General features: G+C 67.2%; 11 protein-coding genes and 1 riboswitch. Of the genes, 5 read left to right on the forward strand and 6 right to left on the reverse strand.

Translation table 11 applies throughout. The features are described from left to right. Window positions 1-107: 107 nt before the first annotated feature. Window positions 108-908 (reverse strand): UDP-2,3-diacylglucosamine diphosphatase, encoded by an 801-nt coding sequence (locus V9K93_RS10500; RefSeq protein ID WP_046982721.1) that lies wholly within the window; start codon window positions 906-908, stop codon window positions 108-110. Beyond that, complete coding sequence (olsF, locus tag V9K93_RS10505; RefSeq protein WP_046982720.1) at window positions 905-2,620, reverse strand: bifunctional ornithine lipid synthase OlsF; 1,716 nt, start codon at window positions 2,618-2,620, stop codon at window positions 905-907. The genes V9K93_RS10500 and olsF overlap by 4 nt, the downstream gene beginning before the upstream one ends. 333 nt (window positions 2,621-2,953) lie before the next feature. Between olsF and metK the strand changes: the two genes are divergently transcribed. Together metK and V9K93_RS10515 are read left to right on the forward strand one after the other, a co-directional pair. Next, entirely contained in the window at window positions 2,954-4,165 is a 1,212-nt protein-coding gene (gene metK, locus V9K93_RS10510) for a methionine adenosyltransferase (protein ID WP_012510070.1), read from the forward strand. 139 nt (window positions 4,166-4,304) lie between these two features. Continuing rightward, window positions 4,305-4,811: an acyl-CoA thioesterase gene (locus tag V9K93_RS10515; protein ID WP_046982718.1), complete on the forward strand. Its 507-nt coding sequence runs from the start codon at window positions 4,305-4,307 to the stop codon at window positions 4,809-4,811. A gap of 63 nt (window positions 4,812-4,874) precedes the next feature. Here V9K93_RS10515 and ppc read toward each other — a convergent pair whose 3' ends face one another. Beyond that, entirely contained in the window at window positions 4,875-7,586 is a 2,712-nt protein-coding gene (gene ppc, locus V9K93_RS10520) for a phosphoenolpyruvate carboxylase (protein ID WP_337302520.1), read from the reverse strand. Between the two features lie 126 nt (window positions 7,587-7,712). Next, entirely contained in the window at window positions 7,713-10,235 is a 2,523-nt protein-coding gene (locus V9K93_RS10525) for a S9 family peptidase (RefSeq protein ID WP_337302521.1), read from the reverse strand. A gap of 120 nt (window positions 10,236-10,355) precedes the next feature. After that, a riboswitch (S-adenosyl-L-homocysteine riboswitch) is annotated at window positions 10,356-10,438 on the forward strand. 36 nt (window positions 10,439-10,474) lie between these two features. Between V9K93_RS10525 and ahcY the strand changes: the two genes are divergently transcribed. The 3 genes from ahcY to V9K93_RS10540 all read left to right on the forward strand — a co-directional run bounded on the left by ahcY (window position 10,475) and on the right by V9K93_RS10540 (window position 13,061). Further along, entirely contained in the window at window positions 10,475-11,920 is a 1,446-nt protein-coding gene (gene ahcY / locus V9K93_RS10530; protein ID WP_136638872.1) for an adenosylhomocysteinase, read from the forward strand. A gap of 182 nt (window positions 11,921-12,102) precedes the next feature. Next, entirely contained in the window at window positions 12,103-12,576 is a 474-nt protein-coding gene (gene ybaK / locus V9K93_RS10535) for a Cys-tRNA(Pro) deacylase (RefSeq protein ID WP_337302522.1), read from the forward strand. After that, a complete protein-coding gene (locus V9K93_RS10540; protein WP_295377108.1) occupies window positions 12,576-13,061 on the forward strand; it encodes a hypothetical protein in 486 nt (161 codons plus the stop codon). The genes ybaK and V9K93_RS10540 overlap by 1 nt, the downstream gene beginning before the upstream one ends. Window positions 13,062-13,131: 70 nt before the next feature. Here V9K93_RS10540 and V9K93_RS10545 read toward each other — a convergent pair whose 3' ends face one another. Both V9K93_RS10545 and V9K93_RS10550 read right to left on the reverse strand, forming a co-directional pair. Then, window positions 13,132-13,740, reverse strand: a complete 609-nt coding sequence (locus V9K93_RS10545; RefSeq protein WP_337302523.1) for an energy transducer TonB — start codon at window positions 13,738-13,740, stop codon at window positions 13,132-13,134. A 134-nt stretch (window positions 13,741-13,874) separates the two neighbouring features. Then, complete coding sequence (locus V9K93_RS10550) at window positions 13,875-14,432, reverse strand: DUF3228 family protein (RefSeq protein WP_337302524.1); 558 nt, start codon at window positions 14,430-14,432, stop codon at window positions 13,875-13,877. Window positions 14,433-14,534: the final 102 nt, after the last annotated feature.

Below are 14,534 nucleotides of genomic sequence, written 5' to 3' on the forward strand. Positions count from 1 at the left end.
CTCGTGCCCTTGTGGAGTCGAGCCATGCTCGACTGTTTTTCGGTTCGCCCCCCGTCGCGCCACGTCCGCAGAGCATGGGCTCGGCTCTACAGGAGAACAGACGCGCGTTACGCCGCCTGCGACAGCCGCGCGCCCGGCAGTTCCACCAGGGTCTGCCCGTTGTGGTCGAGCAGGCGCAGCGCGCCATCGTGGTCTTCGACCAGCGCGGTCAGGCTCTCCACCCAGTCGCCATCGTTGGCGTAGACCAGGCCATCGCGCTCGATCAGCGCGGCGCGGTGGATGTGGCCACAGACGATGCCATCCAGGCCGCGCCGGCGCACGTCGTCCAGCCCGGCCTGCACGAAGCGCTCGATGTAGCGCTCGGCTGCACCACTACGCTTTTTCAGGAATTCAGACAGCGACCAGTAGCGCATGCCCAGCACGCGCCGCACCGCGTTCAATGCCTGGTTGCCGGTGAGGATCCGGTAGTACAGCCAGTCGCCGAACTTCTCCTGCAGCCCCCCGAAGTGGGTCACGCCATCGTAGTCGTCGCCATGCACGACCAGCAGCCGGCGGCCGTCAGCAGTGGTATGGATCGCACGGCGACGCACCTGCATCGCCGGCAGCATCAGCCCGCACACCTGGCGCAGCGAGGCGTCGTGGTTGCCGGGAATGTAGATGATCTCGGTGCCAGCACGGCGCAGCGCATGCAGGGCCTGGATGACTTCACTGTGCGACTGCCGCCAGTTGGCGCGGCGGTGGGCCATCCACCACAGGTCGATGATGTCACCGACCAGGTACAGCCGCTCGCAGCGCAACTGCGAGAGGAACCGGGCCAGCTCGGCGGCGTGGCAGTGGCGCGAGCCCAGGTGCACGTCGGAGACGAACACTGCGCGCCGGTGTGGCGACAGGTTCGCCAGCGTGCTCATGCCGGCATCCCCGCATCGCGCAGGTAGCGTTTGCGCTTGTTGGGCCGTATCGCACACAGGTCCACTTCGATCAGGCCATCGATCGAATCGCTGAAATCCGGATCGACACCGAAGGCAAGGAAGCGGGCGCCGCCGGGTTCGCACAGGTCGGTGTACTGGCGGTACAGCGTCGGTACGCCGGTGCCGAGTGCGGCCAGGTTGGCCTTCAGCACATCGAATGCGGCGCCGGCATCCAGCTCGCCGAAGCTCGGTGGTGCCGCGAAGTACTGGAACGGCCGGTTCGATTCAACCAGGCCGGCGCTACCGCTGTAATAGCGCTGGTAGTACGCCACCAGCTGCTCGCGCGCATCACGCGGCAGTGCCGCGCTGATCGACACTGCGCCGAACAGGTAGCGGATGCCCGGCCGGCACTGCAGGTAGGCACCGATGCCCTGCCACAGGTAGTCCAGGCTGCGGCTGCCCCAGTAATCGGGCACCACGAAGCTGCGCCCCAGTTCCAGGCCCTCGGCGATGTGAGTGATGGCGTCGTCGGAATAACGGAACAACGACGCGCTGTAGAGCCCGGAAAGACCATGCCGGGCCAGCGCATGGGCACCGCGCATGATGCGGTAGGCGCCGGCGATGCGCTGCGCGGCCGCGTCCCATATCACGATGTGCTCGTACTGCGGATCGAAGGCGTCCAGGTCACGGCTGCGGCCGGTGCCCTCGCCGACCTGGCGGAAGGTCAGCTCGCGCAGGCGGCCCAGTTCCAGCAGCAGCGGCGAATCGGCCGCGCAGGTGGCCAGCAGGATCTGCTTGCCGTCGGCGGTCTGGCCCAGCTGGGTAGCGGCCGCGATACCCGCGGCGACCTGCGAGGGCGGCACCGGCGCGGCCAGCGGCTCGGGACCTGCGCAGACAGCGGCATCTGCGGCCGCGCCATTGCGACCCAGCGCGTAAAGCGCGCGACGCACCGCGAGCAGCTGCGCGCCCGGGTCACCGCCCTTGCCCAGCTGCATCGGCTCACCGATGCACAGCCGCAGCGGGCGCCCACGACGGGTGAACATCTCGCGCGCCAGCAGCGCGGTACCGGCCGGCTTGAACAGGGTCGAGGCGCCGTAGAACAGCGCCGAGTTGCGCGCTTCCACCCGCACCGGCAACACCGGCGCACCGGCAGCGCGGGCGAAGCGGACAAAACCGCGCTGCCAGCGGCCATCGCGGATGCCGCGCAGCGACAACCGCGAGACCTCACCGGCCGGGAACACGATCACGCACTGCTCGGCGGCCAGCGCTTCTTCGACCGCATGCAGGCTGCCACGTTGGGCCTTGCCACCGAGGATGCGCACCGGCAGCAGCAGGTCCTGCAATGGCGCGATCGCACCTAAAAGGTCGTTGGCCACGATCCGTACGTCGCGGCGGATGCGGCCGACCGCGTCCAGCAGGGCCAGCGCGTCCAGCGCCCCGGACGGATGGTTGGCGACGATCAGCAGGCGGCCGGTGGCGGGAATCTTCGCCAGCGCGGCTGGATCCACCTGGTACTGGCCATCGATGAATTCCAGGCCGGCGGCGACGAACCCGAATCCGCGCAATCCTGCACTGCGCTGCAGGAACGCTTCGATCTGGTCCAGGCGCGACCAGCGTCCGACGCTGCGCAGCAAGGGCCGGGCCAGTTGGCCACGACGACCATGGAACCAATCGGGAAAGCGTTGCTGGAGACGCTGTTCGAGTTCCTGCATGGCGTGTTCGCTCGTGCCCGGCGGCCGGATTGGCCGACAGCCTGCGCCCGGCAGGCGGCAGCCAGATGGCGGTTTCGGGGCAGAACGATGACGGCCGGGTGCCCCGGAGCGGGGTCGCAGACTGCGCGGCCGGGGCCAGGCAGGACCCGCGCCGTTGTCACGCTGGTGGAACACTGGGCGTCGAGGCTGGGCCTCAATCCCCCTGCAGCGGGCCCTGCAGGCCTACATGGGCTTAACCACCGGCAACCGGTACAGGTTCACAATGCACAGGCGGCGCACCCCGTGTATCATTCGCGCCCATCTTTCCATCCGAATCAAAGGATATTAAGCCTGATGTCCAGCTACCTCTTCACCTCCGAGTCGGTCTCTGAAGGCCATCCGGACAAGGTTGCCGACCAGATCTCCGATGCGGTGCTGGACGCGATCCTGACCCAGGACCAGCGCGCCCGCGTGGCCTGCGAGACCATGGTCAAGACCGGCGTTGCCATCGTGGCCGGTGAAATCACCACCAGCGCCTGGATCGACCTGGAAGCGCTGACCCGCAAGGTCATCGTGGACATCGGCTATGACAGCTCCGACGTCGGCTTCGACGGCGCCACCTGCGGCGTGCTGAACCTGATCGGCAAGCAGTCGCCGCACATCGCCCAGGGCGTGGACCGCAAGAAGCCCGAAGAAATGGGCGCTGGCGACCAGGGCCTGATGTTCGGCTACGCCACCAACGAGACCGACAGCTACATGCCGGCCGCGATCCACCTGTCGCACCGCCTGGTCGAGCAGCAGGCCAAGATCCGCAAGAAGAAGAACTCGCCGCTGTCGTGGCTGCGTCCGGACGCCAAGAGCCAGGTCACCCTGCGCTATGAAAACGGCGTGGTCTCGGCCATCGACGCCGTGGTCCTGTCGACCCAGCACGCCCCGGGCATCAAGCAGAAGGACCTCATCGAGGCCGTCCGCGAAGAGATCATCAAGCCGGTGCTGCCGGCCAAGTGGCTGCACAAGGGCACCAAGTTCCACATCAACCCGACCGGCAAGTTCGAGATCGGCGGCCCGGTGGGCGACTGCGGCCTGACCGGCCGCAAGATCATCGTCGACACCTACGGCGGCTGGGCCCGTCACGGTGGTGGCGCGTTCTCCGGCAAGGACCCGTCCAAGGTCGACCGTTCGGCTGCCTACGCGGCCCGCTACGTCGCCAAGAACGTGGTTGCCGCCGGCCTGGCCGACCGTTGCGAAGTGCAGGTCTCCTACGCCATCGGCGTGGCTGAGCCGACCTCGATCTCGGTCACCACCTTCGGCACCGGCAAGATCAGCGACGACAAGATCGAGAAGCTGATCCGCAAGCACTTCGACCTGCGCCCGTACGGCATCATCAAGATGCTGGACCTGGTGCACCCGATGTACCAGCAGACCGCGGCCTACGGCCACTTCGGCCGCAAGCCGAAGGAGTTCAGCTACCTCAACGGCGAAGGCGAGACCGTCAACGCCACGGCCTTCTCCTGGGAGAAGACCGACCGCGCCGCCGCCCTGCGCGCCGATGCGAAGCTGAAGTAAGAAGCACGAAGGGCCGCGCAAGCGGCCCTTCTGCTTCTGGTAGAGCCGGCCGCTGGCCGGCTTTTTCATGGCCTGCGGAAACAATCGCGTGGTTGCCGGCCAGCGGCCGGCACTGCCCGGTTGCCGATACAATCTGGCCATGTCGACCGAACTGAAAACCCACCAGCTGTCCATGACCGTGCTGATGTCGCCGGAGATGGCCAATTTCTCCGGCAAGGTCCACGGCGGCGCCATCCTGCGCCTGCTCGACCAGGTGGCCTATGCCTGCGCCAGCCGCTATGCCGGCCGCTACGTGGTCACCCTGTCGGTGGACCAGGTGGTGTTCCGCCAGCCGATCGCGGTCGGTGAACTGGTCACTTTCCTGGCCTCGGTGAACTACACCGGCACCTCGTCGATGGAAATCGGCGTCAAGGTGGTGGCCGAGGACATCCTCAAGCGCAGCGTGCGCCACGCCAACAGCTGCTTCTTCACCATGGTGGCGGTGGACGAGGACGGCCGGCCGACGCCGGTTCCATCGCTGCAGCCGGCCAGTTCGGACGAAAAGCGCCGGCAGGCCGCAGCGCTGATCCGCCGCCAGCTGCGGCAGGAAATGGAGCAGCGCCATCTGGAACTGCTGGCGTCCAATCCGCCGTCGCCGGAGGATTGAGGGCGTGCGGGGCAAGCCCCGCACCCACCGAGGCAGGTAGCGCCGGGTCATGCCCGGCGCGGATCAACCCGTGTTCTGCACGCCCTGCGAGACACCATTCACGCAGGCCACCAGCGCACGCAGCAGGTCATCATCCTCGCGTCCGCTTTCGCGCCAGCGCTGCAGCAGGTCCACCTGCAGCACGCTGATCGGGTCCACGTAGGGATTGCGCAGGCGGATCGACAGTGCCAGCCGCGCGTCGTGGTCCAACAGGGTCTGCTGCTCCATCAACGCCAGCAGCCAGTGCCGGGTCAGTTCAAGCTCGCGTTCGACCTGCGGGAAGAACGCGTCGTGCAGCTCACCCGACAAACGCGAGAACTGCTCGGCAATGGTGATATCGCCCTTGGACAGCACCATCGCGATGTCGTCGAGGAAGGTGCGGAAGAACGGCCAGTCACGCGCCATCTCGCGCAGCGTCTGCTCGTGGCCAGCATCGACTGCCGCCTGCAGGCCGCTGCCCACGCCATACCACCCGGGAATGACTGCACGCGCCTGGCTCCAGGCGAACACCCACGGAATCGCGCGCAGATTGCCCAACGCCGCGTCCTGGCCGAGCCGGCGCGACGGCCGCGAACCCAGCGTCATCCGCTCGATCACATCGATCGGTGTCGCCGTGCGGAAGTAGTCCATGAAGCCGGCCTGGCCGACGAAGGCGCGATACACCTCGCTGCTGGAGCCAGCGACCACATCCATCACCGGCCGCCAGTCATCCTCGCGCGGCTCCGCTGCACGCGGGCGCAGGCTGGCCCGCAGCACGGCACCCGTGGCCTGTTCCAGCGAGCGCAGGGCCAATGCACGGATGCCGTACTTGCGGTGGATCACCTCGCCCTGCTCGGTCACGCGCAGGCGGCCATCGATGCTGCCGCGCGGCGAGGCATCGACCGCATGCGTGGTCTTGCCGCCACCGCGGCTGATCGAGCCGCCGCGGCCATGAAAGAAGGTCAGGCGGATGCCGGCCTCGGCCGCCACCTCAAGCAGTTCCACCTGCGCACGCTGCAGGCCCCAGCGCGAGGCGGCGATGCCGCCGTCCTTGCTGCTGTCCGAATAGCCCAGCATGACCATCTGCACGTCATCGCGTGCACGCAGATGCGCACGGTACACCGGGTCGGCCAGCAGGTCGCGCAGCGTCGCGGTGCCGCGCTTGAGATCGTCCACGGTTTCGAACAGCGGCGCGATATCCAGCGGCACGTGACCGGCGTCATCGACCAGACCACCACGGCGTGCCAGCGCCAGCACCGCCAGCACATCACTGCGGTCGTGTGCCATCGAGATGATGTAGCTGCCCAGTGCATCGCCACCATGGCGTGCACGCGCATCCGCCAATGCGGCGAACACTGCATCCAAACGCTGATTGCCTTCGTCCTCGCCCTTCGGCAAAGGCACCTCGCCACCGGCATGCGGCGCCAGCAGGCGCGCACGACCCAGTACATCCAGGCCCTCCCACGCATCGTCGCCACCCAGCACTGCCGCCAGCGCGCGCGCATGCACGCTCGATTCCTGGCGCACATCCAGCCGCGCCAGATGGAAACCGAAGGTCTTCACCCGCCACAGCAGGCGTTGCACAGCGAAGCCGCCGGCATGTTCGCCCCGGTTCGCGCGCAGGCTGTCGAGGATCAGCTGCAGGTCATCGATCAGCTCGTCCGGGCCGGCATAGGCGCCGTCGGCATCATCCAGCGTGGCCTGCAGGCGTGCGCGCATGCGGTCGTTGAGCAACCGGTACGGCATGTCGGCATGGCGTGGCCGCGATTGCACCTGCGGCAGCAACTGCTGGTAATGCGCGACACGCGCCTGCAGTGCATCGCTCACCCCCACCCGTTCGGTGGATTGGCTGAGCAGGCTGGCCAGCTGCAGCAGTTCTTTCTGGTAACGGCCCAGCACGGCAACGCGCTGTGCATCCAGCGTATTGCGGATGGTGTGCGCATCCACATTGGGATTGCCGTCCATGTCGCCGCCCACCCACGTACCGAAGCGCAGCAGTCGCGGCAGCGGCAGTTCTTCGCCATAGGTATCGCGCAACGCCTGCTGCAGCGATTCGTACAGCACCGGAATCACCCGGTACAGCACCTGCACCAGGTAGAAGCCGACGTGCTCGCGTTCGTCATCGACGGTGGGCCGCACCGGTGAGGAATCGGTGGTCTGCCATGACGCAGTCAGCGCCATGCGGAAGCGAGCGGCATCGGCAGCCGCTTCACCCGGCGTGCGCTGGCCGTCGAGGTTGTCGACCAGGCTGGCCACCATCAACTGCTCTTTTTCCAGCAGCGCGCGGCGTACCGCTTCGGTCGGGTGTGCGGTGAACACCGGTTCGATGTCGATGCGCGGCAGCCACTGCGCCAGCTCGTCCAGGCCCACCCCCTGTGCCTTCAGGTGCTGCAGGGCATCCTGCAGGCCATCGGGCTGCGGTGCGGCTGCGACGGCGCGCTGGTAGTCGCGGCGGCGGCGGATGCGATGCACGCGCTCGGCGATGTTGACCACCTGGAAGTAGGTGCTGAACGCACGCACCATGGTCTCGGCCTGCTGTGGCGCACGCCCGGCCAGGCCTTCGGCCAGTTCGGACAGCGGTGCCTGGTTCTCGCGGCGGGCGATGGCACGCGTACGCACGTCCTCGACGTCATCGAGGAAGGCGGCCGACACCTGCTCGAACAGCAGGTCGCCGACCAGTGCACCCAGACGGCGTACGTCGTCACGCAGGGGAAGATCGGGGGAAACAAACTCGATACTGCTGCGGTACTCGTTCATCGGCGACGCACAGGCCTCGGTCAACGGATCCAGACCCCAAGCCTAAACCAGAACGGGCGTCGTGCTGCGATGCAAAAATGGTTTCATCTGGTAGTGCCGGCCGCTGGCCGGCACTACCGGGTCCGGTCAGCGCTTCTTCTTGGCCTTGTCCTGATCGGCCGGGCCGATGGTCTGCTCCAGCCAACGCTCGCTCTCGGCCAGCATCGTCATGATCGATTCGCGCGCGCGGTAGGCATGCGATTCGTTCGGCAGCATCACCAGGCGCGCGGTGCCGCCCAGGCCCTTCACCGCAGCGAACATGCGCTCGCTCTGGATCGGGAACGTACCGGAGTTGTTATCGTCCACGCCGTGGATGAAGAGGATCGGATCCTTGATCTTGTCGGCGTAATTGAACGGCGCCATCTTCTGGTAGACATCCTGCGCCTGCCAGTAGTTGCGCTCCTCGGCCTGGAAACCGAACGGCGTCAGCGTGCGGTTGTAGGCACCACTGCGGGCGATGCCGGCCTTGAACAAGCGCGTGTGCGCGAGCAGGTTGGCAGTCATGAACGCACCATAGGAATGACCGCCAATGGCGATGTGATCGCGATCGGTCACGCCACGACGCACCACTTCATCCACCGCCGCCTGCGCGTTGGCCACCAGCTGTTCGATATAGGTGTCGTTCGGCTCCTTGTCGCCCTCGCCGATGATCGGCATCGACGGGCTGGCCAGCACCACATAGCCCTTGGCCAGGAACGCCTGCGGGCCCCAGTAGCTGACCGCATTGAAGCGGTACGGCGAATCGGTGACCTGGCTGGCCGCGGCCGCACTCTTGAACTCACCCGGGTAGGCCCACATCAGCAGCGGGCGCGGACCGTCGCGCTTCGGGTCGTAGCCCGGCGGCAGCAGCAGGGTCGCGGTCAGATCTACTCCGTCCTTGCGCTTGTAGCGGATCTGTTCCTTCTGCACGCCCTTCAGCTGCGGCAGCGGATGCGCGAAGTGGGTCAACGCACGCGGCGCAGCACCAGCGTCGGCCAGCGACTGCACGTAGAAGTTGGCCGGCTCGTCCGGGCTCTCGCGGCTCAGCAGCAGCGAGCTGGCCTGGTTGTCCAGCAGCGCCACCGGCAGCGCGTAGCTCGGCGCCTGCGAGTGGAACAGGCGGGAGGCCTTGCCCGTGGCGACATCGAAGCGGTCCACGAACGGACGATCGCCTTCCGGCGATGCACCGGCACCGGCCAGATACAGGCTGCTGCCATCGGTGCTGGTCTGCAGCAGCGAGCGGCCGCGGTCGTCGCTGGACAACAGCGGCCGGCCCGGATCGGAATAACGGTCCTGCGCGTCACGATCCCACAGCAGGCGCGGCTCGGCGCTGGCATTGTCCGGGGCGATCAGCCAGGTCTTGGTCTTGCGCGTCTTCCACCACGATTCGGTCAGCAGCGCCAGGTCACCGCGGCCCCAGCTGATGCCGGCCAGGCGGCTGCCAAGCTGGGCCAGCGTCACCGGCGGCGTGTCGAACGGCGCGGCCTGCATCAGCACCGCATCGCGCACCTTGGCGTCCTTGTTCGGGTCGCCACCATCCTGCGCTTCGGCCCAGACCAGGGTGGCATCGGCATCACCGCGCCAGCTGATATCGCGTACGCCGGTCACTTCGGCATCGTTGCCGGTCGGCAGGCCTTCCACCAGCGGACGCACGGCCACGGTGTGCACCAGCTTGCCGCTGGCACGGTCGATCACTTCAATGCGGCGCGGGAAGCTGCTTACCGGCACCACGTACGAGTACGGGCGCTGCACCGGCTGGCGCAGCACGAAGCGGCCATCCGGCGACACAGCGAAGCCCATGAAGATGCCGGCCGCGCCGATCGCGCGGGTACTGCCATCCAGGCTGACTTCCATCGGCTGGGTGGTCGCGTAGTAATCGAACTGGCGCGCGTCGGCCTCGTTCTTCAGCAGATCCTGGTAGGTGCGGATCGACACCACGCCGCCACCCTGGCTGGTCTGCTGCACGGCCGGACCGGTCGGGATGCCATCGGCGGCCGGAGCCGCACCGAGGTTGGCCGGGCGCGTGAACACCACCAACCCGCGGCTGTCCGGCAGCCACTGGTAGCCACTGCCGATCACCGTGTTCAGGCCGGCGACCAGACGACGGGCGCTGCCACCGGCCACATCCACCAGCCACAGTTCATTGGCGCCGCTGGCGGCATCGACCTGGTTGAACGCCAGCCACTTCTGGTCCGGCGACCACATCACGCTGGCGATCGACAGCTTGGCCGGCAGGCCGCTGATCTGCCGTTCCTTGCCGTCGGCCACGTTCATCAGCCACAGCTTCTCGCCGAAGCTGAAGCGGCTGTCGGAGAACGTGCGCGGGTTGATGCGCAGGCCGGCCAGCTTCAGTTCCGGCTGCGCCACCACCTGGATCGACGGCAGCGACGGCATCTGCATCATCGCGGCCACGTCGCGGCGCGGCGACAGGTACAGCGAGGGTGCGCGTGGCGCGTCGACCACCGCCTGCAGCGCCGCCGAGGGCAGCTCGTAGCCGGTGGCGCCCTGCGCCTGCGTCTGGCCCTGAGCGGCCTTTGGCGCAGCGGCCAGCGCCAGCGGAGCCACCGCCAGCAGGGCCATCGACAGGACCAGGCCGGTCAAGCGCCGGTTGCGGCGCGGGTGCATGCTCATCGTTCCACCTGTGTGATGCGTGAAAACAACGACCTTAACAGGCCATGCCCGCCGGCCCACCTGCCGATGGTTGGGTCATCGGCGTGTCACACCGGAGGCGCGATATAATGGCCGTCCTCCCCTGCCGAGGGGCGCTGCGACCGGATCCCTTGAGGCCGGCCAGGCTCGGCCAGGTGGTACTGCAACAACGGCGCCCGGCCAGAAGCGAGCATCCGCTCGTCCACAACCGGAGCTATTGCATGAATGCTGTTGCCAAGACCTTCTCCACCGAAGGCGATTACAAGATCCGCGACATCACCCTGGCCGACTGGGGCCGCAAGGAACTGGACATCGCCGAGCACGAGATGCCGGGCCTGATGTCGATCCGCCGCAAGCACGCCGCCAGCCTGCCGCTGAAGGGCGTGCGCGTGACTGGTTCGCTGCACATGACCATCCAGACCGCGGTGCTGATCGAGACCCTGAAGGACATCGGCGCCGACGTGCGCTGGGCCTCGTGCAACATCTTCTCCACCCAGGACCACGCTGCTGCCGCCATCGCTGCTACCGGCACCCCGGTGTTCGCCTGGAAGGGCGAGTCGCTGGAAGAGTACTGGGACTGCACCCTGGACGCGCTGACCTTCACCCTGGCCGACGGGACCCTGACCGGTCCGGAGCTGGTGGTCGACGACGGCGGTGACGTCACCCTGCTGATCCACAAGGGCTACGAACTGGAAAACGGCAGCACCTGGGTCGACGAGCCGGCTGCATCGCACGAAGAGCAGGTCATCAAGAACCTGCTCAAGCGCGTTGCCAAGGAGCGCCCGGGTTACTGGGGCCGCGTGGTCAAGGACTGGAAGGGCGTTTCGGAAGAAACCACCACCGGCGTGCACCGCCTGTACCAGCTGGCGCAGGCCGGCACCCTGCTGATCCCGGCGATCAACGTCAACGACTCGGTCACCAAGAGCAAGTTCGACAACCTGTACGGCTGCCGCGAGTCGCTGGCCGATGGCCTGAAGCGCGCGATGGACGTGATGCTGGCCGGCAAGGTCGCCGTGGTCTGCGGCTACGGTGACGTCGGCAAGGGCTGCGCCGCGTCGCTGCGTGCCTACGGCGCGCGCGTGATCGTCACCGAGATCGACCCGATCTGCGCCCTGCAGGCGGCGATGGAAGGCTATGAAGTCAACACCATCGAATCGACCCTGGGCCGTGCCGACCTGTACGTCACCACCACCGGCAACAAGGACATCATCCGCATCGAGCACCTGAGCGCGATGAAGGACCAGGCCATCGTCTGCAACATCGGCCACTTCGACAACGAGATCCAGGTCGATGCGCTGGTGGGCTTCAAGGGCGTGCAGCACGTCAACATCAAGCCGCAGGTGGACAAGTACATCTTCCCGAACGGCAATGCGATCTTCCTGCTGGCCGAAGGCCGCCTGGTCAACCTGGGCTGCGCCACCGGCCACCCGAGCTTCGTGATGTCCAACTCGTTCGCCAACCAGACCCTGGCCCAGATCGACCTGTGGGCCAACAAGGACAGCTACGAGAACAAGGTGTACCTGCTGCCGAAGAAGCTGGACGAGGAAGTGGCGCGTCTGCACCTGGAAAAGATCGGCGTGAAGCTGACCACCCTGAGCCAGGAACAGGCCGACTACATCGGCGTGCCGGTGGAAGGCCCGTTCAAGCCGGACCACTACCGCTACTGATCGTGCCGGGGTCGGATCCCTTTCCGCAGGAAAGGGCTCTGACCCCAGCAACGGAAGCAGGAAGAACGGGCGCCTTCGGGCGCCCGTTCTGCGTTTGCGTGGAGCCATGCACCACGCGTCCACCGGACCGAGGGGCGAGCCTCGGTCAAGGCAACGCCTCCACGCCACGCTACGATGTGCCCATGACTCCGGCCATCAACCTGCTCAAGCGCGAGAAGATCGCCCACACCGTGCGCAGCTACGTGCACGACGCCCACGCCGAATCGTATGGCGGAGAAGCCGTCGACAAGCTCGGCCTCGACCCGGCCCAGGTGTTCAAGACCCTGCTGGCCAGCACCGAGACACACGAACTGCTGGTGGCGATCGTGCCGGTGGCCGGCCAGCTCGACCTGAAGGCGCTGGCCGAAGCCGCCGGGTGCAAGAAGTGCGAAATGGCTGCGGCCGATGCCGCGCAGCGTGCGACCGGCTACCTGGTCGGCGGCATCAGTCCGCTCGGGCAGAAGAAGCGCCTGCGCACCTTCCTCGATACCAGCGCGCAGGTGCTGCCCACGCTGCATGTCAGCGCCGGCCGCCGTGGCCTGGAAGTGGAGCTGACACCGGCCGACCTGCTGCACCTGACCGTCGGCCACTTCGCTGCCATCGGCAAGGCGCGCTGATGCGCTGGCCGTGGTCCGCCGCACTACCGCCCCGCCTTGAGGACGCACAGGCCGATGTATTGCTGCAGGACCTGTTGTCGCGCGACGGCGCGCGCATCACCAACGCCGCACGCACGGTCGCACGGCTGTTCAGCGCGTCCTCGCTGGAAGCACTGGCCACGCACGCGGACCTGATCGAGCAGCGCTGCCAGGGCATCGCGCTCGGTGGCATGCTGATCAGCAATCAGGCGCACCTGAAAGCCGCGCTGAAACGGTTGCGCTACTGGCGTGCGCGCGAGGGTTGCCTGTGTGCGCTCAATCCCGGCTACCCGTTCTTCGATCCCCGTCGTCTGCTTGAACAGGGGCAGATGCGGCTGCTTTCGGTGGGCGAAGCCGAAGGTGGCTGGGGCGAGTGCCACGCGGTTGCCTGCACACAGTGCGCCCGGCACTGGCAGGCCATCGACCGCGAGTACCACTACCCTTGGTGGGAGTGGATGGCCGCCTGACGGGATGCAGCCACGCATGGCGTGGCGCTACTGCGGCAGCGCGCAGCTCCGGGCCGTGCGTGGATCGCTATCACTCCACCAATTCGTACCGCATCGGCACGCGCACGATGGTCAACTCCGGCACCGTGCTCTTCGCGTCGGCGCGGACGAAACGCCAGCCGCGCAGTTCTTCCACCGCCGCTTCATCCAGCAGCGCGTAGCCGCTGGAGGTCTCCACGATCACCGCGGCAACGGTTCCTTGCGCATCGATCAGCGCCTTCAGCTGGCTGCGTCCGGAAAGTCCCTGCTGCATGGCCTCTGGTGGGTAGCGTGGCGACACGCCGCGTGGCTGCATCCACGGGATGCCCTCGCCCGCGAACAGGTCCCGGCCGCCGCGCGCCGCGCAATGCTTCGGCAGGCGCAACGTCAGGGACATCTGCGCGCCGTCCACAGTCACCTCCGCAGGCGCTGCACAAGCGTGCTGCGCCAGTACATTCAGGATCTGCTGCTGCCGAAGCAGCGCCTTGCCGTCGGCAGCGGTCACCTCGACCACGCAACGACCGCCCTCGGGCCGCATCGACAACGCGGTCACGCCCCTGTCGCGCAGACCCGGAACCGCCGCCAAGGGCGCACAGGCCGTCTCTGCAACCGGCGCCGCCGCCAGTGCTGTGGTGGCCGGCAGCAGGCCAGCCAGCACCATCAGGATCATCCTTGCGCAGGTACCCATGCTCCGCCCTCCGTGCGTTGGTCTGGCCCGATCATAGATCAGCCGGGCATGGCGCGGGCGCATGGGGTCGAATGTCGGGTCAGCGCCCCGCGATACGGGGATCCGAATCAGGGACGCCAGTTGGCGTTGTTCTCCCAGAACTGGACGGAACGCCGGTAAGCCTCGCGATCCAGCGGCACGCCCGAGCCGCCCTCTTCCACGCCCAGCGCATTGCGCATCATCGTGATCGGCGCCATCGGCACTTCCTCGGGCTCGGCGGTGTAGATGCAGCCGACGATGCCCCAGTCGGCCTCGATCGGTGAACCTTCCTTCGCCAGCTGCTCGGCGCTGTACAGGATCACCACCAGGTAGCTCGCACGCGGCGACTCCACACCCTCGAACCAGCGCACCAGCACCGGCAGTTCCTCGCGGTTGCGCGCCTCGTAGCCACTACGCAGCTGGTGGCGGTTGGCCTCGGTGACAGGCACCGTCAGGCAGCGCGTGCTGGTCCAGTTCTCATAGACGAACAGCTTGCAGAACGGCGCGTAGCCGTCGAGCACCTTCAGCGGTGCATGCGCATTGAGGTGCGCCTGGAACTGCTCTGCAGTGCAGTCCTGGATGGTGTTGCCACGCGGCACGCGCGGAAACAGGCGAGGACGGGCGAAATCGGTGAGGACGATGGACATGGCGGCACAGTGCAGGAACAGGTGCTCAGGGTACCGGCCAAGCGGCTTGAAGTCTGCTTCACATCTGCACGGCACAGTGCCTGAACATTCCCAGGAAACCCG

The organism is Stenotrophomonas sp. CCNWLW162 (genome assembly GCF_037203745.1).
In the GTDB taxonomy this organism is placed as follows: Bacteria; Pseudomonadota; Gammaproteobacteria; order Xanthomonadales; family Xanthomonadaceae; genus Stenotrophomonas; species Stenotrophomonas maltophilia_AQ.

Bases quoted from the DNA above. Each gene is read 5' to 3' on its own strand.
- V9K93_RS10500 (WP_046982721.1), bottom strand. From the start codon at position 908: ATGAGCACGCTGGCGAACCTGTCGCCACACCGGCGCGCAGTGTTCGTC.
- olsF (WP_046982720.1), bottom strand. From the start codon at position 2,620: ATGCAGGAACTCGAACAGCGTCTCCAGCAACGCTTTCCCGATTGGTTC.
- metK (WP_012510070.1), top strand. From the start codon at position 2,954: ATGTCCAGCTACCTCTTCACCTCCGAGTCGGTCTCTGAAGGCCATCCG.
- V9K93_RS10515 (WP_046982718.1), top strand. From the start codon at position 4,305: ATGTCGACCGAACTGAAAACCCACCAGCTGTCCATGACCGTGCTGATG.
- ppc (WP_337302520.1), bottom strand. From the start codon at position 7,586: ATGAACGAGTACCGCAGCAGTATCGAGTTTGTTTCCCCCGATCTTCCC.
- V9K93_RS10525 (WP_337302521.1), bottom strand. From the start codon at position 10,235: ATGAGCATGCACCCGCGCCGCAACCGGCGCTTGACCGGCCTGGTCCTG.
- ahcY (WP_136638872.1), top strand. From the start codon at position 10,475: ATGAATGCTGTTGCCAAGACCTTCTCCACCGAAGGCGATTACAAGATC.
- ybaK (WP_337302522.1), top strand. From the start codon at position 12,103: ATGACTCCGGCCATCAACCTGCTCAAGCGCGAGAAGATCGCCCACACC.
- V9K93_RS10540 (WP_295377108.1), top strand. From the start codon at position 12,576: ATGCGCTGGCCGTGGTCCGCCGCACTACCGCCCCGCCTTGAGGACGCA.
- V9K93_RS10545 (WP_337302523.1), bottom strand. From the start codon at position 13,740: ATGGTGCTGGCTGGCCTGCTGCCGGCCACCACAGCACTGGCGGCGGCG.
- V9K93_RS10550 (WP_337302524.1), bottom strand. From the start codon at position 14,432: ATGTCCATCGTCCTCACCGATTTCGCCCGTCCTCGCCTGTTTCCGCGC.